This window comes from Pseudomonas sp. TH21 (assembly GCF_016651025.1).
Classification (GTDB): Bacteria; Pseudomonadota; Gammaproteobacteria; order Pseudomonadales; family Pseudomonadaceae; genus Aquipseudomonas; species Aquipseudomonas aylmerensis.
This window is the reverse complement of the sequence record NZ_JAEKEQ010000001.1, coordinates 6,559,507-6,581,433: the sequence shown is the minus strand read 5'-3', so window position 1 is coordinate 6,581,433 and position 21,927 is coordinate 6,559,507. Positions and strand designations below refer to the sequence as shown.

Annotated in this window: 23 protein-coding genes; 9 read left to right on the top strand and 14 right to left on the bottom strand. The window is 62.4% G+C overall.

Features of this window, described 5'->3' with window-relative positions; translation table 11 throughout:
• Positions 1–63 precede the first annotated feature (63 nt).
• Entirely contained in the window at positions 64–1,503 is a 1,440-nt protein-coding gene (gene cls / locus JFU04_RS29345; protein ID WP_201146197.1) for a cardiolipin synthase, read from the bottom strand.
• A gap of 130 nt (positions 1,504–1,633) precedes the next feature.
• Here cls and JFU04_RS29340 point away from each other — a divergent pair, with 130 nt between their 5' ends.
• Entirely contained in the window at positions 1,634–2,155 is a 522-nt protein-coding gene (locus JFU04_RS29340) for a DUF3617 domain-containing protein (RefSeq protein ID WP_065902631.1), read from the top strand.
• Here the strand turns inward: JFU04_RS29340 and JFU04_RS29335 are convergent.
• The 7 genes from JFU04_RS29335 to folE2 are packed head-to-tail and all read right to left on the bottom strand — an operon-like array spanning position 2,152 to position 7,777.
• Positions 2,152–3,489, bottom strand: coding sequence for a dihydroorotase (locus tag JFU04_RS29335; RefSeq protein ID WP_106802244.1), 1,338 nt, complete (start codon positions 3,487–3,489; stop codon positions 2,152–2,154). The genes JFU04_RS29340 and JFU04_RS29335 overlap by 4 nt on opposite strands.
• A 3-nt stretch (positions 3,490–3,492) precedes the next feature.
• Positions 3,493–4,053: a gamma carbonic anhydrase family protein gene (locus tag JFU04_RS29330; RefSeq protein ID WP_201146195.1), complete on the bottom strand. Its 561-nt coding sequence runs from the start codon at positions 4,051–4,053 to the stop codon at positions 3,493–3,495.
• On the bottom strand, positions 4,050–4,463 hold the full coding sequence (gene hisI / locus JFU04_RS29325; RefSeq protein WP_065902628.1) for a phosphoribosyl-AMP cyclohydrolase: 414 nt from the start codon (positions 4,461–4,463) through the stop codon (positions 4,050–4,052). Before hisI ends, JFU04_RS29330 begins: the two co-directional genes overlap by 4 nt.
• On the bottom strand, positions 4,460–5,338 hold the full coding sequence (locus tag JFU04_RS29320) for a metal ABC transporter substrate-binding protein (protein ID WP_120450584.1): 879 nt from the start codon (positions 5,336–5,338) through the stop codon (positions 4,460–4,462). The genes hisI and JFU04_RS29320 overlap by 4 nt, the downstream gene beginning before the upstream one ends.
• Positions 5,339–5,349: 11 nt before the next feature.
• Positions 5,350–6,216, bottom strand: coding sequence for a metal ABC transporter permease (locus tag JFU04_RS29315; protein ID WP_065902624.1), 867 nt, complete (start codon positions 6,214–6,216; stop codon positions 5,350–5,352).
• The gene (locus JFU04_RS29310; RefSeq protein WP_106802246.1) at positions 6,216–6,884 is read right to left on the bottom strand and encodes a metal ABC transporter ATP-binding protein; all 669 of its coding nucleotides are present in this window, start codon (positions 6,882–6,884) and stop codon (positions 6,216–6,218) included. Before JFU04_RS29310 ends, JFU04_RS29315 begins: the two co-directional genes overlap by 1 nt.
• On the bottom strand, positions 6,881–7,777 hold the full coding sequence (gene folE2, locus JFU04_RS29305; protein WP_201146194.1) for a GTP cyclohydrolase FolE2: 897 nt from the start codon (positions 7,775–7,777) through the stop codon (positions 6,881–6,883). Before folE2 ends, JFU04_RS29310 begins: the two co-directional genes overlap by 4 nt.
• Before the next feature lie 128 nt (positions 7,778–7,905).
• Here folE2 and JFU04_RS29300 point away from each other — a divergent pair, with 128 nt between their 5' ends.
• Positions 7,906–9,117, top strand: coding sequence for an N-acetylmuramoyl-L-alanine amidase (locus tag JFU04_RS29300; protein ID WP_106802248.1), 1,212 nt, complete (start codon positions 7,906–7,908; stop codon positions 9,115–9,117).
• Here the strand turns inward: JFU04_RS29300 and JFU04_RS29295 are convergent.
• Positions 9,114–9,482, bottom strand: coding sequence for a glutamine synthetase (locus tag JFU04_RS29295; RefSeq protein ID WP_120450577.1), 369 nt, complete (start codon positions 9,480–9,482; stop codon positions 9,114–9,116). The genes JFU04_RS29300 and JFU04_RS29295 overlap by 4 nt on opposite strands.
• Positions 9,483–9,607: 125 nt before the next feature.
• On the opposite strand from JFU04_RS29295, the gene dksA reads away from it, so the two are divergent.
• Genes dksA through JFU04_RS29275 form a run of 4 tightly spaced genes read left to right on the top strand, consistent with a single transcriptional unit; the run spans position 9,608 to position 12,898 of the window.
• Positions 9,608–10,012: an RNA polymerase-binding protein DksA gene (gene dksA / locus JFU04_RS29290; RefSeq protein WP_201146192.1), complete on the top strand. Its 405-nt coding sequence runs from the start codon at positions 9,608–9,610 to the stop codon at positions 10,010–10,012.
• A 26-nt stretch (positions 10,013–10,038) separates the two neighbouring features.
• Entirely contained in the window at positions 10,039–11,247 is a 1,209-nt protein-coding gene (gene zigA / locus JFU04_RS29285) for a zinc metallochaperone GTPase ZigA (protein ID WP_065902896.1), read from the top strand.
• Positions 11,247–11,891 (top strand): DUF1826 domain-containing protein, encoded by a 645-nt coding sequence (locus tag JFU04_RS29280; protein ID WP_106802251.1) that lies wholly within the window; start codon positions 11,247–11,249, stop codon positions 11,889–11,891. The genes zigA and JFU04_RS29280 overlap by 1 nt, the downstream gene beginning before the upstream one ends.
• Before the next feature lie 44 nt (positions 11,892–11,935).
• A complete protein-coding gene (locus JFU04_RS29275; RefSeq protein ID WP_201146190.1) occupies positions 11,936–12,898 on the top strand; it encodes a CobW family GTP-binding protein in 963 nt (320 codons plus the stop codon).
• On the opposite strand, the gene JFU04_RS29270 is transcribed toward JFU04_RS29275, so the two are convergent.
• Positions 12,892–13,287, bottom strand: a complete 396-nt coding sequence (locus JFU04_RS29270; RefSeq protein ID WP_065902609.1) for a DUF3301 domain-containing protein — start codon at positions 13,285–13,287, stop codon at positions 12,892–12,894. The genes JFU04_RS29275 and JFU04_RS29270 overlap by 7 nt on opposite strands.
• Before the next feature lie 117 nt (positions 13,288–13,404).
• Here JFU04_RS29270 and pdxY point away from each other — a divergent pair, with 117 nt between their 5' ends.
• Positions 13,405–14,277, top strand: a complete 873-nt coding sequence (gene pdxY / locus JFU04_RS29265; protein ID WP_106802254.1) for a pyridoxal kinase PdxY — start codon at positions 13,405–13,407, stop codon at positions 14,275–14,277.
• Between the two features lie 82 nt (positions 14,278–14,359).
• Positions 14,360–15,391: a hypothetical protein gene (locus JFU04_RS29260; RefSeq protein WP_201146189.1), complete on the top strand. Its 1,032-nt coding sequence runs from the start codon at positions 14,360–14,362 to the stop codon at positions 15,389–15,391.
• 21 nt (positions 15,392–15,412) lie between these two features.
• On the opposite strand, the gene JFU04_RS29255 is transcribed toward JFU04_RS29260, so the two are convergent.
• Positions 15,413–15,895, bottom strand: a complete 483-nt coding sequence (locus JFU04_RS29255; protein ID WP_065902603.1) for an acyl-CoA thioesterase — start codon at positions 15,893–15,895, stop codon at positions 15,413–15,415.
• Positions 15,896–16,186: 291 nt separating this feature from the next.
• Here JFU04_RS29255 and JFU04_RS29250 point away from each other — a divergent pair, with 291 nt between their 5' ends.
• A complete protein-coding gene (locus JFU04_RS29250) occupies positions 16,187–17,950 on the top strand; it encodes a cation:proton antiporter (protein WP_201146187.1) in 1,764 nt (587 codons plus the stop codon).
• Positions 17,951–18,029: 79 nt separating this feature from the next.
• On the opposite strand, the gene JFU04_RS29245 is transcribed toward JFU04_RS29250, so the two are convergent.
• The 3 genes from JFU04_RS29245 to uvrD all read right to left on the bottom strand — a co-directional run bounded on the left by JFU04_RS29245 (position 18,030) and on the right by uvrD (position 21,901).
• Positions 18,030–18,437, bottom strand: a complete 408-nt coding sequence (locus JFU04_RS29245) for an SMI1/KNR4 family protein (RefSeq protein ID WP_017739032.1) — start codon at positions 18,435–18,437, stop codon at positions 18,030–18,032.
• A 136-nt stretch (positions 18,438–18,573) separates the two neighbouring features.
• On the bottom strand, positions 18,574–19,446 hold the full coding sequence (locus JFU04_RS29240) for a Tim44 domain-containing protein (protein ID WP_065902599.1): 873 nt from the start codon (positions 19,444–19,446) through the stop codon (positions 18,574–18,576).
• A gap of 271 nt (positions 19,447–19,717) precedes the next feature.
• The gene (gene uvrD, locus JFU04_RS29235; protein WP_106802256.1) at positions 19,718–21,901 is read right to left on the bottom strand and encodes a DNA helicase II; all 2,184 of its coding nucleotides are present in this window, start codon (positions 21,899–21,901) and stop codon (positions 19,718–19,720) included.
• Positions 21,902–21,927 lie beyond the last annotated feature (26 nt).

The window sequence follows — 21,927 nt, the reverse complement described above, 5'->3', positions numbered from 1 at the left end:
ATCGAGTACTGATGCAACGCCTTCGCGGGCAAGCCCGCTCCCATATGGATCGCGTATTGATCGCTAGAGAATCGGCGAAATAAGCCGCGCCACCCGCATGCCCAGTTGTTGCAGGCGGCGGGTTTCGCGGCTTTCTTCCTGGCTGACTTCATGGGCCAGGGCGAAGTCGTCGAGCAGCATCTGTTCCACTTGCTGGGCGAAGGCTTCGTCGACCGTGAGCAACATCACTTCGAAATTCAACCGGAACGAGCGGTTGTCCATGTTCGCACTGCCGATGGCGCTGATCTCGCTGTCGACCAACACCACCTTCTGATGCAAAAAGCCCGGCGTGTAGCGGAATACACGAACCCCGGCGCGTACCGCTTCGATCGCATACAGGCTGGACGCTGCGTAGACGATGCGGTGGTCGGGGCGCGACGGCAGCAGCAGGCGCACATCCACCCCACGCAGCACCGCCAGGCGCAGCGCGGCAAACACGGCTTCGTCGGGGATGAAATACGGGCTGGTGATCCACACGCGCTCGGTCGCCGCATGGATGGCCTCGACGAAAAACAGCGAGCAGGTTTCATACGGGTCGGCCGGACCGCTGGCGAGCAATTGGCAGAGCACACCGTCTTCAGGGTAGGCGTCCGGCAGGATCAGTGGCGGCAACTCGCGTGCGGCCCAGAACCAGTCTTCGGCAAACGACTCCTGCAGGCACGCGACCACCGGCCCGGTGACCTGCACATGGGTATCGCGCCACGGCGCCAGCGGCGGCTTTTTGCCGAGGTATTCATCGCCGACGTTATGCCCGCCGACAAATCCGGTGACGCCATCCACCACGACGATCTTGCGGTGGTTGCGGAAGTTGACCTGGAAGCGATTGAGCCAGCCGCTGCGGGTGGCGAAGGCCTTGACCTTGACGCCGGCGTCGCGCAGCGATTGCACATAGTGATGGGGCAGGGCGTGGCTGCCGATGCGGTCGTAGAGCACGTGAATATCCACGCCTTCGGCGGCCTTGGCTGTCAGCAAGGTGCGCAGTTGGCGGCCCAGTTCATCGTCGTGAATGATGAAGAACTGGAACAGCACGGCCGTCTTGGCGCGGCGGATGGCGTCGAAGATCGCGCTGAAGGTAGCCTCGCCATTGATCAGCAGGCGCACCTCGTTGTTCGCCAGGCACGGCATACGGCCCAACTTGGGCATGGCGCGCAGCGAGGCGTAGGCGCTGGAGTTGCGCGCGGCCAGGGCTTCCTCGACCCACGGGCGCCAGTTCAGCTCGGTGATCGCGGTGTGCATTTCCTGGTTGGCCTGGCGCCGCGCCTGGATGTAGGCGTCGAAGGTGCTACGGCCGAAAATCAGGTAGGGAATCAGCGTCAGGTAGGGCATGAACATCAGCGACAAGGCCCAGGCGATCGAGCCTTGGGCGGTCCTGACGGTCAGCACCGCGTGGATCGCGGCGAGGGTCCCGAGAAAGTGCAGCGTGGCGATGAAGTAGGCGAGCAGGTGCGGGCCAAAAAAATCCATGGACGACATGACTCCAGACAATCCAGTGCCTAACAGACCATGAACGGCTGCGAATGTCGCTATTTTATTTGCCGTGCAACACTGGCACTTTTGCGGCGTCTAACGCCCACAATTGCCCAGGAGTTACCCGATGAATGCTCGTCTGCTTGGTTTGGCCATGGTTATTGGTGTGTCGCTGCCCGTGGCGGCGCAGGCGCAGATGCTGGCGCCGGGCTTGTGGGAATTGACCACCAGCAACATGAAAGTCGATAACCAGGACCTGCCGGACCTGTCGTTGATCCTCGGTCAGCTCAAGCAACAGATGACCCCCGAACAACGTGCGATGCTGGAAAAACAAGGCATCACCATGGCCGGCAAAGGCGTGCAGGTGTGCCTCACGCCGGCGCAAGTCGCCTCTGACTCGATCCCGCTGACCGACCCGCAATCGGGCTGCAAACAGGAAGTGACCGACAAGACCGGCAACCAGTGGAAATTCCGCTTCAGCTGCCCGAAAGCCCAGGGCACTGGCGTCGCAACCTTCCAGAGCCAGAAAGAATTCACCACCACCGTCAACGGTACCTTCAATGCCACCGGCATCCAGCAGAAGGGCAGCCTGGACAGTCATGCGCAGTGGCTCGGCAACGATTGCGGTACGGTCAAGCCCCGCGCTTAACGCAGGAAATGCAGCGGCAAGCCCTGGCAGCTGTCGACCACCTGGCCTTTGTGCCAGGCCAGGTGGCCGGACACCAACGTGGTGCTGACGCTGTGGCGAAAGCGCCGCTCTGCAAACGGCGTCCAGCCGCAACGGGCCAGGATCGGCTCGTCGCTGACCGGCTTGCCTGCAGGCTCGGGTTTGATCAGCACCAGGTCGGCCCAATACCCTTCACGTAAATAACCCCGATCCGGGATGGCGAACAAGTCGGCAACGCGGTGGCTGGTTTTCGCCACCAGGGTGGTCAACGGCAGCAGCCCGTCGGCGACCAATTCCAGCAGCGCCGGCAGCGCGTGCTGCACCAGCGGCAGACCCGCTGGCGCGTCCCGGTACCCCAGCTGCTTTTGCGCCCAGGTATGCGGCGCATGGTCAGTGCCAATCACATCCAGGCGATCACTCAACAAGGCCCGGCGCAGGGCGTCGCGGTCGGCGCGAGTCTTGATCGCCGGGTTGCATTTGATCTGGTGGCCAAGGCGGTGATAGTCGCGGTCATCGAACAGCAGGTGGTGCACACAGACTTCCGCCGTGATGCGCTTTTGCGCCAGGGGCAGGTCTTCAAACAGCTCCAACTCTCGGGCGCTGGTCAGGTGCAGTACGTGCAAGCGCGTCCCCAAGCGCCTGGCCAACTCCACGGCAAAGGAAGACGAGCGATAACACGCCTCGGCATCGCGGATCAGCGGATGGGCAACCGCCGGGATCTTGTCCCCGAAGCGCTCGCGCAGGCGCTGTTCATTGGCCTGGATGCTCGGCGTGTGTTCGCAGTGGGCGAGGAGCAGGGTGGGCACCTCGGCAAACAGTCGCTCCAGAACCTTCGGGTCGTCTACCAGCATGTTGCCGGTGGAGGCGCCCATGAACACTTTGACCCCGGCCACTTCGCGCGGATCGAGCGCGGCAATGGTGTCGAGGTTGTCGTTGCTCACGCCGAAGTGAAAGCCGTAGTTGGCCACCGAGTGCAGGGCCGCGCGGCGCTTTTTATCGGCCAGGGCTTCCAGGGTCAGCGTGGCCGGGTTGGTGTTGGGCATGTCCATGAAACTGGTGATGCCACCGGCCACGGCCGCCCGGGACTCGCTGTAGAAACTGCCTTTGTCCGGTGCGCCAGGCTCGCGGAAATGCACTTGGTCATCGATCATGCCCGGCAGCAGCCACTGGCCTTGGGCGTCAATGGCCACCGGCGCATTGCAGCCCTCGATGCTGGCGGCGATCTTCTCGATGCGGCCGTTGGCAAGCAGCACGTCGGCGTCGAATTCCTGGCCCTCATTCACCAGGCGGGCGTTGCGGATCAGCAGGCGGCTCATGGTTCAGAACTCGTTTTGCAAGGCTTTATAGCCGCGCACCAGGTCGACGTTGGTACGCGCCACGTCTTCGGAAAACTCCGAGGCGCTGATGCTGACCGGCGGGAATTGCGACAGGTCGGTGTTGGGCCCGATGCGCGTGGTGGAGGGCACGTAAAACGCGGCGGGCAAGTCGCGGCCGTCGACCACCGAGTTGTGGCGCACTACGCAGCCGTCGCCCACGGCGCAATTGAACAGCACGCTGTTGAAGCCGATGAACACACGGTCGCCGACGGAGCAGGGGCCATGGACGATGGAGCGGTGTGCAATCGAGGTGAACTCGCCGATGGTCACCGCCGCGCCGGACTTCGAGTGGATGACCACGCCGTCCTGGATGTTCGAGTTGGCACCGATGGTGATCGGGTCCATCGCGCCGCTGGCGTCGACTTCGTCGGCGCGGATCACGGCGTAGGGGCCGACGAACACGTTCTCACCGATGATGACCTTGCCGCAGATGATCGCGGTCTTGTCGACGTAGGCCGATTCGGCGATCACCGGCAGATCGCCGGAAGGGTTCTTGCGGATCATGCAGCGGGCTCCGTAATGATGTGAACGTAATGACCGTCGATGGCGTTGTAGAAACAGGTTGGGCGCCCGGTGTGGCAGGCCGGGCCTTGCTGGTCGACGATCAGCAGCACTGCGTCGCCGTCGCAATCGAGCCGCGCTTCCACCAGTTGCTGCCAGTGGCCGGACGACTCGCCTTTGCGCCATAGCTGCCGACGCGAGCGCGACCAGTAGCAGACCTGCCCGGTGGCCAGGGTTTCGGTGAGGGCCTGGCGGTTCATCCAGGCCAGCATCAATACCTCGCCGCTGCCGTGTTGCTGGGCAATGGCGGCGATCAGCCCATCGCTGTTCCACGCCAAGGCATCGAGCACCGGGTCGAGTGGAAAGCGGCTGCCGAGGGCAGCCTCTTCCAGTTCGAGCATGCTCACGGTCATGGCTTGCCCAGGGCGGCGCACAGGGTGTTGAGGTTGTATTCGAACAGCCCGGTGAAGGTGCTGGCCGGGCCTTCGGCGGCCAGGGCATCGGAGTACAGCGTGCCGCCGATCTGCGCGCCGCTTTCGTCAGCGATCTGCTTGAGCAGGCGCGAGTCCTTGATGTTTTCCATGAACACCGCCTTGACCTTGTCTTTGCGGATCTGGGTGATCAGCGCAGCGACTTCGGCAGCCGACGGTTCACGCTCGGTGGACAAGCCTTGGGGCGCGAGGAACTCGATGCCATAGGCCTGGCCCAGGTAACCGAAGGCGTCATGGGAGGTGACGATGCGACGGTTGCCCGGCGGCAGCGCGCCGAACTTGGTCTTGGCTTCGGCCAGCAGGCGGTAGATTTCTTTCAGGTAGGCCTGGCTGTTGCGCAGGTAGTCGGCCTTGTTGGCCGGGTCGGCGGCGACCAAGGCCTTGGTGATGTTGTTCACGTAGATTTCGGCGTTGGCCAGGTTGTGCCAGGCGTGCGGGTCGGGGATGGTTTCGCCGTCTTCTTCCATGGTGTGGGAAATCACGCCCTTGCTGGCGGTGACCACGGTGGCCTTGGTTTCGGTGCTGGTCACCAGGCGGTCCAGCCAGGGTTCGAAGCCCAGGCCGTTCTTGATGATCAGCCTGGCCTTGAGCAGCGCCTTGGCGTCGTCCGGGGTGGGCTCGTAGGTGTGGGCGTCGGAATCCGGGCCGACCATGTTGCTGATCTGGATGTGATCGCCACCGATCTGGTGGGTGATGTCATCGAGAATACTGAAACTGGTAACCACCTGGAGTTTGTCAGCGGCCTGGGCCGTCGATAACGACAGCACCAGACTGAACAGCACGAGTAGAGCGCGCATCGGGAAACACCTCATTGGGATGACAGCAAGGGCGGGCGGCGCAGCAAGCCGTGCACCGGACCGAAGACCACGGACAGCAAATACCCGACGCCAGCCACCAGCACGATCGCCGGGCCGCTGGGCAGCGAGTAGTAGAACGACAGCAGCAAGCCAAACCACACCGACAGGCATCCCAGCACCGCCGATACCGCGATCAGCACCGGCAGGCGCCGGCTCCAGAAACGTGAAGCGATGGCCGGCAACATCATCAAACCCACCACCATCAACGCGCCGATAGCCTGGAAGCCGATCACCAGGTTCAGTACCACCAGGGTCAGGAACAACCCGTGGGCGAGTGGGCCGAGGCGGCTGACGGTTTGCAGGAACAGCGGGTCGAGGGTGTCCAGCAGCAGCGGTTTGTAGATCAGCGCCATGGCGAGCAGGCTGAAACCGGAGACCCAGAGCATGCCGGTCAGGGTGGTTTCATCCACCGCCAGGGCGGAACCGAACAGCAGGTGCAAAAGGTCCAGGCGCTTGCCGGCGATACCCAGGATCAGCACCCCGGCAGCGAGCGAGATCGGGTAGATGGCGGCGAGGCTGGCGTCTTCGCGTAGGCCGGTGCGGCGGGTGATCCACGCCGACAGGCCGGCCATGCCCAGGCCTGCGCCGAGGCCGCCGATGGTCAGCGCGGGCAGGCTCAGGCCAGCGAACCAGAAGCCCAGCGCGGCGCCGGGCAGGATGCCGTGGGCGACGGCGTCACCGATCAGGCTCATGCGCCGCAGGATCAGAAACACCCCCAGCGGCGCGGTGCTGCAAGCCAGTACCAGGCCGCCGATCAAGGCGCGACGCATGAACACGAAGTCGAGGAAGGGCATCCACAGGTGGGCGGCGAAGTGCATCAAGCCACCTGCATGTGCGGTTGCGGGCGGATCAGCTCTTTACTGGCCCCGAACACGCAGCCGGTGCTCTTGATCTGCACCACTTGCTGGGTGTGGTGGCGCACGGACGCGAGGTCGTGACAAACGATCACCACGGTGCGGCCTTCATCGTGCCAGGCGTGCACATGTTTCCAGCACAGCGCCTGGCCTTCTTCGTCGAGGGCGGCGTGGGGTTCGTCGAGCAGCAACACTGGCGCTTCGGCCAGGCTCATGCGGGCGAGCAGGGCGCGTTGCAGTTCGCCGCCGGACAAGGCCATCAACGGGCGATGTTCAAGGCCGCTGAGGCACCAGTCTTCGAGTACTGCTTGCAGGCGTTCGCTGCGTTGCGGCGGCGTGAGTCGGGTGCCCCAGAAACCGGCGGCAACCAACTCTTGCAGGCTGATGGGGAACTGGCGGTCGAGGTGCTGTTGCTGAGGCAGAAACGACAGGCCGCCGCGGCGTGGAACATCCACGGTGACTTTACCGGCGAGCGGTTTCTGCAGGCCTGCGATGACTTTGAGCAAGCTGCTCTTGCCGGTGCCGTTGGCGCCGATGATGCCGGTGAGGCTGCCTTTTTCCAGGGTGAAATCCACCGCCGGCGTCAGCGGTTGGCCGGGGGCGCCCCAGCGCAAAGCGGTGCAGGTGATCATGCAGAGGGTCTCGTCCAGCGGCTTTCAGCCACGGCATCGTGCGCGTGCAGGCTTTCGGCGTGGATCACTTTCAGGTGGAAGGCGTTGATGGCATCCGAGCGCTTCAAGGCGAGGTTCAGGCGGCGGGCAGCGTCTTCGCAGAACATCAGGTTCTGCCCGTTGGCCAGGGCGAAGGCTTGTTCGTCCGCGCGTTTTACAGCGGTTTGTACGGCGGTGCCGAGGGCCGCCTCGACGTCGTCGATCAGCGCGGTGATGGGCAGGTCGGGCTGTTGGCCGTCCAGCTCGATCAATAACTGCGCACTGCTGCGCTGACTGTGAGGCGTAGCAACAATGCCGTTGATGCTGCCCAGCCAGGTGAGGACGTCTTCATGTTGCAAAGGCGTGTTGCCGAAATCTTCAACAAATTGCTGCTGAATCAATTGCCTGGCGAGGGCAGCCGAGCAAGGGCAAGTTGAGGAATAAGTAACGTCAATTTTTAGTTCCACGTGGAACATCTGGTTTTGCAGACGCGCTTCGATGCTCACCGGATAGCTTTTCCAGCCAGCCAGCGGGCTGACCAACGCCGGGCGTTTGAGCAGCAAATCGGTGTGGATCCGCAGGTAGGCGTTCTTAGATAAACCTTCATGACTGTCGAGAAAACGCTGCAGTACATTACGCAGAAGTGCCGGCGTAAGGGGCTGCTGCTCGAGCATTTCCAGTGCCAGGTACAGGCGTGACATATGAATGCCACGAGCGGCGCCATCGTCCAGGCTGACGCCGGCATCGGCGGTGGCGGCCAGGCGATGGCCGTCGATGAGGATCGGCAAGGCGATACCGCACATGCCGACCCAGTCGAGTGGCAAGGCTTGGCGTGAAGCCTGCGCGGCGATATCCGGCAGAGTCAGCGCATTCATGAGCAGGTCCATCGTTGGAAATAAAAAGACATGTTATATTATAACTATTGAGTCGACGATGATTTTTCTGCTCCAGCCTTTTTTCAGTCATGTCGAGCAGGGACGCTCCTTCATTTGCGGTATTTGTCATGCACAGACGTCAGCTCCTAAACCTGCTTCTGGCCAGCCCGCTGTTCACCTTGCCTTTCACCGCGTCGGCCACGCAGATTCGCAATGCGCGCCTGTGGCGCTCGGACGACAAGCTACGGCTGGTGTTCGACCTCAGCGGGCCGGTGCAATACAAAACCTTTTCGTTGAGCGCACCCGAGCGCCTGATCATTGACCTCAGCGGCGCGGGGCTCAGTGGGGATTTCTCCCAGTTGATGCTCAAGGGCAGCGGGATCACGTCGATTCGCTCCGGGCATTTCGGCAAGGGCGATACGCGGATCGTGCTCGACCTGGCCGCGCCGATGCAGCTCAACAGCTTTTTGTTGCCGCCCCAGGACGGCCAAGGGCACCGGCTGGTGCTGGACCTGACCGGCGCCACCCATGCGCCGCGCCAGATTGCGGCGCAGCCTGCGCCGTTGGTGGCACCGGTGGACAAGGCTCATCCCAAGCGCGACATCATCGTGGTGGTCGACCCCGGCCACGGCGGCAAGGACCCCGGCGCCGTCGGCTCCAAAGGCCAGCGTGAAAAAGACGTGGTGCTGTCCATCGCCCAACTGTTGGCCAAGCGCCTGAAGCGCGAGAAGGGCTTCGATGTGAAGCTGGTGCGCAATGACGACTTTTTCGTGCCGCTGCGCAAGCGCGTGGAAATTGCCCACAAGCACAACGCCGACATGTTCATCTCGGTGCACGCGGATGCCGCACCGCGGATTACCGCGTCGGGCGCTTCGGTGTATGCCCTGTCCGAAGGCGGCGCCACGTCCGCGACCGCGCGCTTCATGGCGCAACGTGAAAACGGCGCCGACCTGCTCGGCGCCACCAGCCTGCTGAACCTCAAGGACAAGGACCCGATGCTGGCCGGGGTGATCCTGGACATGTCGATGAACGCCACCATCGCTTCCAGCCTGCAACTGGGCAACTCGATCCTGGGCAGCCTGGAAGGCATCACCTCGTTGCATCAGAAACGCGTAGAGCAGGCCGGCTTCGCGGTGCTCAAGTCACCGGACGTGCCGTCGATCCTGGTGGAAACCGGGTTCATCTCGAATGCGCGGGACAGTGCGCGACTGGTCACCGCGCGTCATCAACAGGCGGTTGCCGATGGCCTGTTCGAAGGTTTGAAGAAGTACTTCCAGAAGAACCCGCCGATGAACAGCTACATGGCCTGGGTGCAGGAACAGAAGGATGCCCAGGCCTAGCAGCCGGTTATCCGGCTGCAGGTGAACTTGGCGCTGGCGCCACCCGAACTGGAGAACCGGTTGAGGGTGGTCCAGCCCACGCGCCGTGTGTAGCCGACCCACGCCTCACCGTCCGAGGCCAATCCGGTAAAGAACGTCAGCTGCCCATAGCGGCTGTTGGTCTGTGCCCAATAGCGTTTGCCGATCACCTCGAAGCCGCGCAGGTAGGTGGTGCTGCCGACCGTTGCCACGCTGTAGGCATTGCCCAGCGGGTCGACACACGCCAGCAGGTTGGCGCTGCGCGTGCAGTTGGCCAGCAGGCTCGGTGTCTGCGCGCAGGCCGAGCCTGCCGCTGCCAATAACAGGGCGCACCACAGATATTTCATAGGGCTTCTCGGGGCAGGGAGGGTTCCAGCATTGCGCCCTTCGTCGTGACGAGCAAGGGGGATTGGCTTATTTGTATTGTTATACTATAACATTAAACCACAGCCTGACCCGTGAACCGCCCCCCATGACTGAACAAGACCTCCTGGCCCAGCCACACGCCGACTACATGAATGAAGCCCAGCAAGGCTTCTTCCGTGCGCTGTTGCTGGCCCAGCGCAATGAACTGCAAGTGCGTATCGACGCCGAGTTCCAGCAGCTGCGCGAGCAGGAAACCAACAGTGATCCCGCCGATGTGGGCAGCGCCGAAGAGCAGCGCCAGTGGCAACTGCGCCTGCTGGAGCGGGAAAAAAAGCTCCTGGACAAGATCGACGACGCCCTCGAAGTGCTGGCCCGTGGCGAATACGGCTGGTGTCGCGAAACGGGCGAGCCCATCGGCCTGCAACGCCTGCTGCTGCGTCCTACCGCCACGCTGTGTATCGAAGCCAAAGAACGTGAAGAGCTGCGCGAACGCCATAAACGGGCGATTTGACCGGCCACCCTGATGAGGAATACCTGATGCCCAATCGTCTCCCCGTTACCGTGTTGTCCGGTTTTCTCGGCGCCGGTAAAAGCACGCTGCTCAACTACGTCCTGCGCAACCGCGACAACCTGCGCGTGGCGGTGATCGTCAATGACATGAGCGAAATCAATATCGACGGCAGCGAGGTGCAGCGCGACGTCACCCTCAACCGGTCCGAAGAAAAACTGGTGGAGATGAGCAACGGCTGCATCTGCTGCACCTTGCGCGAAGACTTGCTGGAGGAGGTCGGAAAACTCGCCAAGGAAGGTCGCTTCGATTACCTGCTGATCGAATCCACCGGCATTTCCGAACCGTTGCCCGTGGCCGAAACGTTTACCTTCCGCGACGAAAACGAGCAAAGCCTGGCCGACATCGCGCGCCTGGACACCATGGTCACCGTGGTTGATGGCATGAATTTCCTGCTCGACTACCAGGCCGCCGAAAGCCTGGCTTCACGCGGCGAAACCCTTGGCGAGGAAGACGAGCGCTCGATCACCGACCTGCTGATCGAGCAGATCGAATTCGCCGACGTGATCCTGATCAGCAAGATCGACCTGATCAGCAGCCGTGAGCGCGAGGAGCTGATGGCGATTCTCGAGCGCCTGAACGCCCAGGCGGAAATCATCCCGATGGTCATGGGTGAAGTGCCGCTGCACAAGATCCTCAATACCGGCCGGTTCGACTTCGAACGTGCCGCGCAGGCCCCGGGGTGGCTGCAGGAACTGCGCGGTGAGCATGTGCCGGAAACCGAAGAGTACGGTATCGCCTCCACCGCCTATCGCGCGCGCCGTCCGTTGCATCCGCAGCGCTTTTTCGACTTTATCGACCGCCCATGGGTCAACGGCAAACTGCTACGCTCCAAAGGCTTCTTCTGGCTGGCCAGCAAGCACCAGGACGCGGGCAGCTGGTCCCAGGCCGGCGGCCTGATGCGGCACGGCTTTGCCGGTCGCTGGTGGCGCTTCGTGCCAAAAAGCCAGTGGCCCCAGGACGAAGAGAGCGTCGCGGCGATCATGGGTAACTGGCAATTGAGCACTGGCGATTGCCGTCAGGAACTGGTGTTTATCGGGCAGAACATCGACTTCGCGCGCCTGCGTGCCGAGCTCGATGCCTGCTTGCTCACCGACGAAGAAATGGCCTTGGGCGTCGACGGTTGGCGCTTGCTGGACGATCCCTTTGGCCCTTGGTATGACGAGGCGGCTGCCTGATGCTGGCCCCGGTTATTCCCCTGCGCCCGGTGATCCGCCAGACCCGCGGCGAAACCCCGCTGGCGCTGTCCGACATCCTCGAAGACGGCGTCAACCTGGCGCTGTGGCAGCGCCAGTTGCCGCTGCACATTGCCGAGTTCGGCGCGTTGCTGGTGGCGCTCAATGAGCCGTTGGCCGATTCGCTGGTCGTGGAGTTGAGCCGCGAAGACGCCGCGCCGAACTTGCAGGGCCTGGCGTCCAGTTGTCGCGATCTTGAAGGCTATGAAGGCTTTATCGCTGATGTGGCGTGGCTGGTCAGCGCCTTTGCCTGCCTGCTGGGTGCCAAGCGAATCGGTGTGCGCCTGCGCCTGTTGGACAAGGCCATGTGTCCGCGCTTTCACGTGGACCATGTGCCGGTGCGGCTGATCACCACCTATGCCGGGATCGGCAGCCAATGGTTGCGCGAAGGTGTGATGGACCGTCGCCTGCTGAGCCGACCGGAGGCCGAGCCTACTGAGCGAATCGAGCAGATTCACTGCGGCGAGGTGGCCTTGCTCAAGGGCACGAAATGGCATGGCAATGAAGGTCATGGCCTGATCCATCGCTCGCCCGCCCTGAAGATGGATGAACGCCGCTTGATCCTGACGCTGGATTGGCTGGCATAACCGCGTAGGATCTAGCGTTCTACACGGTCTGAATGAAGCGTCTCATGCTGCAGAACATTCCCACCCACGTGATTGCCGGGCCCTTGGGCGCCGGCAAGACCAGCCTGATCAGGCACCTGCTCGCGCAACGCCCGGCCAACGAGCGTTGGGCGGTATTGATCAACGAGTTCGGGCAGATCGGCCTGGACGCTGCGCTGCTGACCCAGGATGACGACGGCATTGCCTTGGGCGAAGTCGCCGGTGGCTGCTTGTGCTGTGTGAATGGTGCACCGTTCCAGGTAGGCCTGGGCCGTCTGCTGCGTAAGGCCAAGCCGGATCGGCTGTTTATCGAGCCCTCAGGCCTGGGGCACCCGGCGCAGTTGCTCAAGCAATTGCGCCAGGCGCCGTGGCAGAACGTGCTGGCGGTTCAGCCCTGTGTGCTGGTACTCGATGCCCAAGCCCTGGCGGCGGGTAAACCGTTGCCACCGGCGCAGCAGGAAACGCTGGCCAGTGCCGGGCTATTGGTATTGAACAAGGATGAGACGCTGGATGCCGTGCAGCGCCAGGCTGTCGAACGGCAGTTGCCGGATTGCCCGGTCTACTGGACCCGCCAGGCCCAGTTGCCACTGCAGCAGCTACCCGGATTAAGCGCACAGGCCGCCGCCGCGGTGGATAACTTCGCCGTGCCCGAGGGGCTCGCGCAACTGCCGGCGATCTGGAACGATCCCACGCTGCCGATTTGCTTGAGCCAGGCCCAGGAAGGCGGTTGGAGTATTGGCTGGCGCTGGCACCCGAGTCAGCAATTCGATGCCGTACGTGTATCCGGATGGCTGGAAAGCCTGGAATGGCGCCGCGCCAAGCTGGTTATCCACAGCGCCGAAGGCTGGATTTCCGCCAACGCCGTGTATAACGCTTCGCTTGCCTGGCAACCCAGTGAATGGCGCCGCGACTCGCGGATCGAATTGATTTTCAGCGCACCACAGGACGTGGCCGCGTTGCAGATGGCGCTCGCGGCCTGCCGTCAGTGACGATTCTTGGCCGCGTGGTCCTCGCGCCATTGGCTCAGCTCGATCACATTGGCACTGGGCAATGGCGTCTTGATCTCGAACGGGTAGGGCGCCAGTTCGATCTGCGCGCTGTGGGCGCCGAACTGGGTGATCGTCCCCGGATGGCGGGTCTCGCCGGTCACGGTGAATTCGAAATTGTAGATGCGCGCCAGGCGTCGCCGACCACTGGCATCCTTCACAAAACCGATGCGCTTGAGCGCCACCGCACCGTCGAGCAGCTCGATATCGAGCTTGGCGCAATGTTGCTTGACCCGTTCCAGCGCCCGCTCGCGCAGGCCGTGGTTGTGCCACACCCAGGCGGCAGCGGTCGCCAGCAGCATCAACACGAAGATGTTTCCCAGGGTCAGCATGCAAAGAACTCCAACAAAGTGAGAGCAGCTTAACTGTGTCGCCGGTCTGTCGTACAGGCTGCGTTTAGTCGCATACTGCGCGGCCAGAATTTCAATGGCTTTACGGAAATCTCCCGCATGAAACGCACACCTCATCTGCTTGCGATCCAGTCTCATGTGGTCTTTGGCCACGCCGGAAACAGCGCTGCCGTGTTCCCCATGCAGCGGGTCGGGGTGAATGTCTGGCCGCTGAACACCGTGCAGTTCTCCAACCACACCCAGTATGGCCAATGGGCGGGAGAAGTGTTGGCGCCGCAGCAGATTCCGGCGCTGGTGGAAGGCATTGCCGCGATCGGCGAGCTGGGCAACTGCGACGCGGTATTGTCCGGTTACCTCGGCAGTGCGGACCAGGGGCGCGCGATCCTCACCGGTGTGGCGCGCATCAAGGCCATCAACCCCAAGGCCCTGTACCTGTGCGACCCGGTGATGGGGCATCCGGAAAAGGGCTGCATCGTGCCGCAGGAAGTCAGCGATTTCCTGCTGGAAGAAGCGGCGGCGATGGCCGACTTCCTGTGCCCCAACCAGCTGGAACTGGACAGTTTTGCCGGTCGCAAGCCGCAATCACTGTTCGATTGCCTGGCCATGGCCAAGGCGTTGCTGGCGCGCGGGCCGAAGGCGGTACTGGTCAAGCACCTGGATTACCCCGGCAAGTTGCCGGATGGCTTCGAGATGCTGCTGGTGACCGCTGATGGCAGCTGGCACCTGCGCCGGCCGCTGCTGGCGTTTCCGCGCCAGCCGGTGGGCGTCGGCGATCTGACCTCCGGGCTGTTCCTGGCGCGTGTGCTGCTCGGCGACAGCCTGTTGGCGGCCTTCGAATTCACGGCGGCGGCAGTGCATGAAGTGCTGCTCGAAACCCAGGCCTGTGCCAGTTACGAACTGGAACTGGTGCGCGCCCAGGACCGCATCGCCCATCCGCGTGTACGCTTCGAGGCCACGCCCATCGGGTTGTAGGCCTCCGCCGGATTGAGTCAGGCCAAGAGCGTCCGGTACTATCGGGCGCTTCTTGTCCCCCTGTGCTTTTCAAGGAAGATCCATGTCGCCATCCCTTAGGGTTTTCTCCGCGCTGAGCCTGGCCTCGCTGCTCAGTGCCTGCAGTGTCAACGGCAGCTACCCGGACGCCACCGAACCTGATGCGGCGAAGCTGCGCTTTATCTCCAACACACAGAATTCCACGCTCGACCTCTTCGATGCGCAGCACTGCGCAGGCCGTACCACTGGCATGCTCAACAACTTCATGATGGCCGATACCCGCCGCCGCGCCGACATGAGCGTGCCGCCGCCAGCGAAAACCCGTGGCCTGCTGGAAGTGAAGTTGCCCGCCGGCCAGCCGCTTTTCGTGCGACTCAATACCAACGGCGGCTCCTACGTATGCGCCAAGGCGTTCAATTTCACGCCCGAAGCCGGCAAGGAATATGAAGTGGCCTTCGACGTCGACGGGAGCAACTGCATTACCACGTTCCGGCGCCTGTCACGGTTCAATGGCAAAGACGCGCGTACGCCACTGCCAATGTTCGAAACCCCGTTGCTGGCATGCGCCGGCAGCACGCCGATGTTCCCCAGGCAGCTGCCCGAAACCGCCCAGCGCACAGCGTTGATCAACACCATCGTCGACACCAACGTGCAGCTGTTCAAAATGATGAACCCTGATACCCCGGCCGAAGCACCGACGACCGCCAAAGCCCTTGAGGAGCAGATTGCCAAGCGCAAGGTGGCGATGGGATCGTTTACGTTGCCGCAGGATTACTGGGCTCAATATCGCCAGAACTACGCACTGTTGAATGAAGAGGCTGCAGCCCAGCAGACACGCACGCTGGGGTTCTACAAGGAGGTTTATCGCTTCCGGCTCACGCTTATCGAGGACGCGGTGCTGCAACAGTGGCTGAACCCGACGGACCTCGGCACGCGCGAGCGGGTCAAGGCCAACGACAAGATGATGACCACGTACTACACCAATACACGCACGTCAGTGATGATCGAGGTGCTCAACCATCACATGGAGCGCATGAGCCAGTTGGACCAGCGCTTTGATGTCTGTGCCCACTACGACAAGTGCTGGCACCTGTAGGCGTGGGCGCGCTCGCGCTTACTAGGCGTCTGCCTTGATCTCCTGGTAGCGCTTCTCCAGCTCCTGGCGAATCTGCCGACGCTGCTGGGCCTGCACGAACCGGCGCTTGTCTTCGCTGTTGTGGGGCTGCAGTGGCGGCACGGCGGCGGGTTTGCGCTGGTCGTCCACGGCCACCATGGTGAAGAAGCAGCTGTTGGTATGGCGCACCGAGCGTTCGCGGATGTTCTCGGTGACCACCTTGATGCCCACTTCCATCGACGTGTTGCCGGTGTAGTTGACCGATGCGAGGAAGGTCACCAATTCGCCGACATGGATCGGCTCGCGAAAAATCACCTGGTCGACCGACAACGTGACCACATAGCGACCGGCATAACGGCTCGCGCAGGCGTAGGCCACTTCGTCGAGGTACTTGAGCAGGGTGCCGCCGTGGACATTGCCTGAGAAGTTGGCCATGTCAGGGGTCATCAATACCGTCATCGACAGCTGGGCGTTTCCGGGTTCCATAGCACACTCACGGGTTGTAGGCATTGGTTGGGGGGCACCTCTGCGGGTGCTGGAATCTTTGCAGCGCCATCCTTTACGGGACGCCGGTGGGCGGCTTGCCGTCACGCGTGCACCGATCTGTTTCCATATATTGCACCGGCTTTCCGGCGGAAGTCGCGGTGTTAACCTTCAAAAGCCCATCTCAGGGCATTTCTTACGATCAAGGCAGACTCTTCCTCTCGCTCTTTGCGACCGTTCAAAGGCGCGGACGGATGCAGGAAGAGCGCCAGTACCCTCAAGGAGCCCCTCGCCATGCACGCCATCAGCTTTATCCAGGACCTGGCCGTGATCATGTTGGTGGCCGGGGTTGTCACCATCCTGTTTCACCGCCTCAAGCAACCCGTGGTGCTGGGGTACATCGTCGCCGGCTTCATCATCGGCCCTCATACGCCGCCCTTCGGCCTGATCCACGACGAAGACACCATCAAGACCCTCGCCGAGCTGGGGGTGATCTTCCTGATGTTCTGCCTGGGCCTGGAATTCAGTCTGCGCAAGCTGTTCAAGGTCGGTGCCACGGCGTTTATCGCGGCGTTCCTGGAAATCATCCTGATGATCTGGATCGGCTACGAGATCGGCCGCTGGTTCGACTGGAATACCATGGACTCGCTGTTCCTCGGCGCAATCCTGGCGATCTCCTCGACCACCATCATCGTCAAGGCACTCAATGACCTGAAGATGAAGAACCAGCGCTTCGCCCAGCTGATTTTTGGCGTGCTGATCGTGGAAGACATCCTCGGGATCGGCATCATTGCCTTGCTGTCGAGCATCGCCGTAAGTGGCACGGTCAGCTCCGGCGAGGTGTTCTCCACGGTCGGCAAGCTCTCGCTGTTCATGATCGTCGCGCTGGTCATCGGCATTTTGCTGGTGCCGCGCCTGCTGGCCTACGTGGCCAAGTTTGAAAGCAACGAAATGCTGCTGATCACCGTACTCGGCCTGTGTTTCGGCTTCTGCCTGCTGGCGGTCAAGCTGGAATACAGCATGGTGCTGGGCGCGTTCCTGATTGGCGCGATCATGGCCGAATCGCGCCAGTTGATTAAGATCGAACGCCTGATCGAGCCGGTTCGCGACATGTTCAGCGCCATCTTCTTCGTCGCCATTGGCTTGATGATCGACCCGCAGATCCTGCTGCAATACGCCTGGCCGATTGCGGTAATCACCGTGGCGGTGGTGCTGGGCAAGATGCTGTCCTGCGGCCTGGGCGCGTTTATCGCCGGCAATGATGGCCGGACCTCACTGCGCGTAGGCATGGGCCTGTCACAGATTGGCGAGTTTTCCTTCATCATCGCCGCGCTTGGGATGACCTTGCAGGTGACCAGCGACTTCCTGTACCCGGTGGCGGTTGCCGTTTCGGCGATCACCACGTTGCTCACGCCGTACCTGATTCGCGGTGCCGACCCGTTGTCGTTGAAGATTGCCGCCGTGATGCCCAAGCGCCTGAGCCGGGTGTTTGGCCTGTATGGCGAGTGGCTGCGCAGTATCCAGCCGCAGGGTGAGGGCGCGATGCTGGCGTCGATGATTCGCAAGATTATCCTGCAAGTGGGGGTGAACCTGGCGCTGGTGGTGGCGATCTTCTTCGCCGGCAGTTACTTCGCGGCGCGCATTGGCGGGTATCTGGAGGGGTGGATCAGCGATCCAAGCTGGCAGAAGGCATTGATCTGGGGTGGGGCGCTGCTGTTGTCGCTGCCGTTCCTGATTGCGGCTTACCGCAAGCTCAAGGCGTTGTCGATGTTGCTGGCAGAGATGAGCGTGAAGCCGGAAATGGCCGGGCGGCACACCCAGCGTGTACGACGCGTGATCGCCGAGCTGATCCCGCTGTTGTCGCTGCTGGTGATCTTCCTGCTATTGGCGGCCTTGTCGGCCAGCATTCTGCCGACCAACAAGTTGCTGGTGCTGATCGCCGTCGTCACGGCCGCAGTGGCGGCCGTGCTCTGGCGGTGGTTCATCCGCGTGCATACGCGCATGCAGGTCGCCTTGCTGGAGACCCTGGATAACCACAAGGACACGCCGGAGCATTGAGAGCAACGGTGGCGAGCTTGCTTGCGCTGGGCTGCGCAGCAGCCCTGAACAGTGATCTCGCCACACAAGCCTTGTGGGATCAGCTTTCCAGCCAGACGTCCCGTGCCCAGTGCCACACCGATTCCCAGGTTTCTTCGGTGACGAGTTCTTCTTCGCCGGACCACAGCACCACGGTGCCGTCTTCTTCGACGCAGTAGTAGTCGTCACCGTCCTGGCAGATCGGGATCATGCTGCGATCAACGCCGGCATCCCAGGCGTTGGCGGCCACGTCGGGCAGGTAGGTGTGGGATTGCGGGTCGGTGACGGTCACCGGCTCCAGGCTGCCGTAGACCACGTCGCTGACGGTCAGCAGGAATTCGCGGAACACAAACGGGATGTCGATGAACAGTTGTTCCTCGATTTCCACCAGTTGGTCTTCGTCAGGCAGTTCCAGAGGAACCGGGACCGGTTCGTTGGCTTCACGCAATTGTTCGATGATTTCTTCCACGGCCGGGATCCTCTTGCTAGATGGCGCGGTTTATAGGGGCGTTTTATACAGTAGCTCGCTATAAGTGCAACCGTGAAATAGAAAACCCCGGACAGGTCCGGGGTTTTTTGTTACGGCTTGCTCAAGCGCGCGGGTATCAGCCGTTCTGGCGGATACCGGCGACCAGCCAAGGCTGGTTGTCGCCTTGGGCGCGTTCCATGTTCCAGCTTTCGCTGAACACTTCGCCCTGGTCGAAACGCGAGGTCTTCGACACACCGCTGAAGGTCAGGGTGGCGATGGTCTTGTCGGCGCGGTCATCCACACCTTCCAGCTGTACGCGCAGGTCGTCGATGTAGGTCGACTGGAAGGCGTCGCCCAGGTCGGCGCGTTCGCGCTTGAGGAACTCCAGCAGTTGTGGGGTCACGAACTCGGAGATCTTGTCCATTTCGTTGGCGTCCCAGTGCTGCTGCAGGGACTGGAAGTGGCTGCGGGCCGCTTCGACGAAACGCTCTTCGTTGAACCACGCCGGTGCGTTGATCACCGGACGGGCGGCGGCAGGCGCGGCCGAACCACCGAAGATCGAACCCATGGCTGGCTTCTGCTCGAACACTTCACGCTGCATCGGCGCGCCGGCTGGAGCCAGGTGCTCCTGCTGCTTGCGTCGACGGGCGGCGATGAAGCGGAAGATCACAAAGGCGATGACCGCCAAGATCAGGATGTCGAAGATCTGCATGCCCTGGAAGCCGCCGCCCATGAACATGGAAGCGAGCAGGCCACCGGCCGCGATACCGGCCAGAGGGCCCAACCAGCGCGAAGCACCGCCGGCCTTGGCCGCGGCGCCAGCAGCACCGGCTGCGCCTGCGGTGGCGGCTGCACCGCCCATGCCGCCGGCGGAAGGAGCCATTTGGCTGGTCTGGTGAGTCGGTGCCGAGCCCATGCTTTTGCCGCCACCGAAGCGCTTGGCGTTGGCGTCGAGGCTCATCGTCAGGCCGATGCACAACGCCATGGCGATGCTAAGAAAACGTTTCATAAAGGGAATTCCCATTTGTGGATTGCACGCGCGCCATGTTGCACAGGTGTAGTGACAGTGGCTAGCGACATAATGTTTCGGGCTTTTGCGTAAGACCGAATCAGAATGGTCTGTAGGACTTAATACAGATATTGGCCCGTGCAGGTGAAAAACAAGGGAGGGTCACAATTCTTCACATTGTAGGAGCCGGCTTGTCGAGTCGTCGCCCCGCAGCGATGGCGGTCTTAGGACCGCCATCGCCAGCAAGCCGGCTCCTACAAAGGGGAGGGTGTCAGATGGCTTCGAGCTTCGCGTAGCCCATCATCAGCCATTTGCTGCCTTCAGCGAAATTCACCTGCACCCGTGCCTGGGCGCCGGCGCCTTCGAAGTTGAGGATCACGCCTTCGCCGAAAATCGCATGCTTGACCTGTTGGCCCAGGCTGAACGGGGTTTCCGGAATTTCGGAACCGGCAAACAGGCTGCTGGAGTTCTGCTGCTGGCCACCACCGAACGGGCGGCTGACGCTGTTGGACAGGCGCACTTCCTGGATCAGCCCCTTCGGCACCTCACGGACGAAACGCGACACCTTGTTGTAGGTCTCGCTGCCGTACAGGCGTCGGGTCTCGGCGTAGGTCATCACCAGGTTCTGCATCGCCCGGGTAATGCCCACGTAGGCCAGGCGGCGTTCTTCCTCAAGGCGGCCAGGCTCTTCCAGGCTCATCTTGTGCGGGAACAGGCCTTCTTCCATGCCCACCAGGAACACGTAGGGGAATTCCAGGCCCTTGGCGCTGTGCAGGGTCATCAGCTGGATGCTGTCTTCATGCTCATCGGCCTGGGTATCGCCGGCTTCCAGCGAGGCATGGCCGAGGAAGGCCGCGAGCGGGGTCAGCTCTTCGTCTTCCTCGGTGTTCTCGAACGCACGCGCGGCGCTGACCAGTTCCTCAAGGTTTTCTACCCGGGCCTGGCCTTTCTCGCCTTTTTCCGCTTCGTGGTAGGCGATCAGCCCGGATTGCTCGATTACAGTCTGGGTCATCAAGTGCAGGGGCATTTCCGAGCACTTGGCGGCGAGGTTCTCGATCAGTTCGACAAACACGCCCAGTGCCCCGGCAGCGCGGCCGGTCAGGCCTTTATTGGCGATCAGTAAGCGCATGGCTTCCCACATCGACACATCGGCGTGGCGGGCGTGGTCGCGGATCGCTTCCACGGTTTTTTCGCCGATGCCGCGGGCCGGGATGTTGATCACCCGCTCCAGCGCCGCGTCGTTGCCACGGCCTTCGAGCAGGCGCAGGTAGGCCATGGCGTTCTTGATTTCGGCTCGCTCGAAGAAGCGCTGGCCGCCATAGATGCGGTACGGGATGCGCTCGCGCAGCAAGGCTTCTTCCAGCACCCGCGACTGGGCGTTGGAGCGGTACAGAATCGCGATATCGCTGCGCGCCAGGCCGGTCTTCAGTGCGCTTTCGATGGTTTCCACCACGTAGCGCGCTTCATCGTGCTCGTTGAACGCCGCGTACAGGTTGATCGCCTCGCCTTCGCCGCCGTCGGTCCACAGCTCTTTGCCCAGGCGCCCGGTGTTATTGGCGATCAGGGCGTTGGCGGCCTTGAGGATGCCGGCGGTGGAGCGGTAGTTCTGCTCCAGGCGGATGGTGACCGCGTCCGGGAAGTCTTCGGAATACTGGTAGATGTTCTCGATTTTCGCGCCACGCCAGCCATAGATCGACTGGTCGTCATCGCCTACCACCATCAAGCTGTCGCCGCCCTTGGCCAGCAGGCGCAACCAGGCGTACTGCACGGCGTTGGTGTCCTGGAACTCGTCCACCAGGATATGCCGGAAGCGTTTCTGGTAATGGGCCAGCAAGCCTGGGTTATCGCGCCACAGGTCGAGGGCGCGCAGCAGCAGTTCGGAGAAGTCGATGACGCCGGCCCGTGCGCAGGCGGCCTCGTAGGCTTCATAGATGCTGCGCATGGTGGCCAGGAACAGGTCGCCGCTGGCCTGGATATGTTGCGGGCGCAGGCCTTCGTCTTTCTGGCCGTTGATGAACCATTGCGCCTGGCGCGCCGGCCACCGCTGCTCGTCGAGGCCCAGCTCGCGGATCACGCGCTTGACCAGGCGTTGCTGGTCATCGCTGTCGAGGATCTGGAAGGTCTGGACCAGGCCCGCCTCCTGCCAGTGCGCCCGCAACAGGCGGTGCGCCAGGCCGTGGAAGGTGCCCACCCACATGCCGGCCGGGCTGATGCCCATCAACTGCTCGATGCGATGGCGCATCTCGGCAGCGGCCTTGTTGGTGAACGTCACCGACAGGATGGAGTGCGGCGACGCGTTCTCGACCTGGATCAACCAGGCGATACGGTGCACCAGCACTCGGGTTTTACCGGAGCCAGCACCGGCCAGGACCAACTGACGGCCAACGGGGGCGGCTACGGCCTGGCGTTGGGCGTCGTTGAGGGAGTTCAGCAAAAGGGAGAGATCATCGCGCATCGGCGCATTCTAGGGTGCCGGGGGGG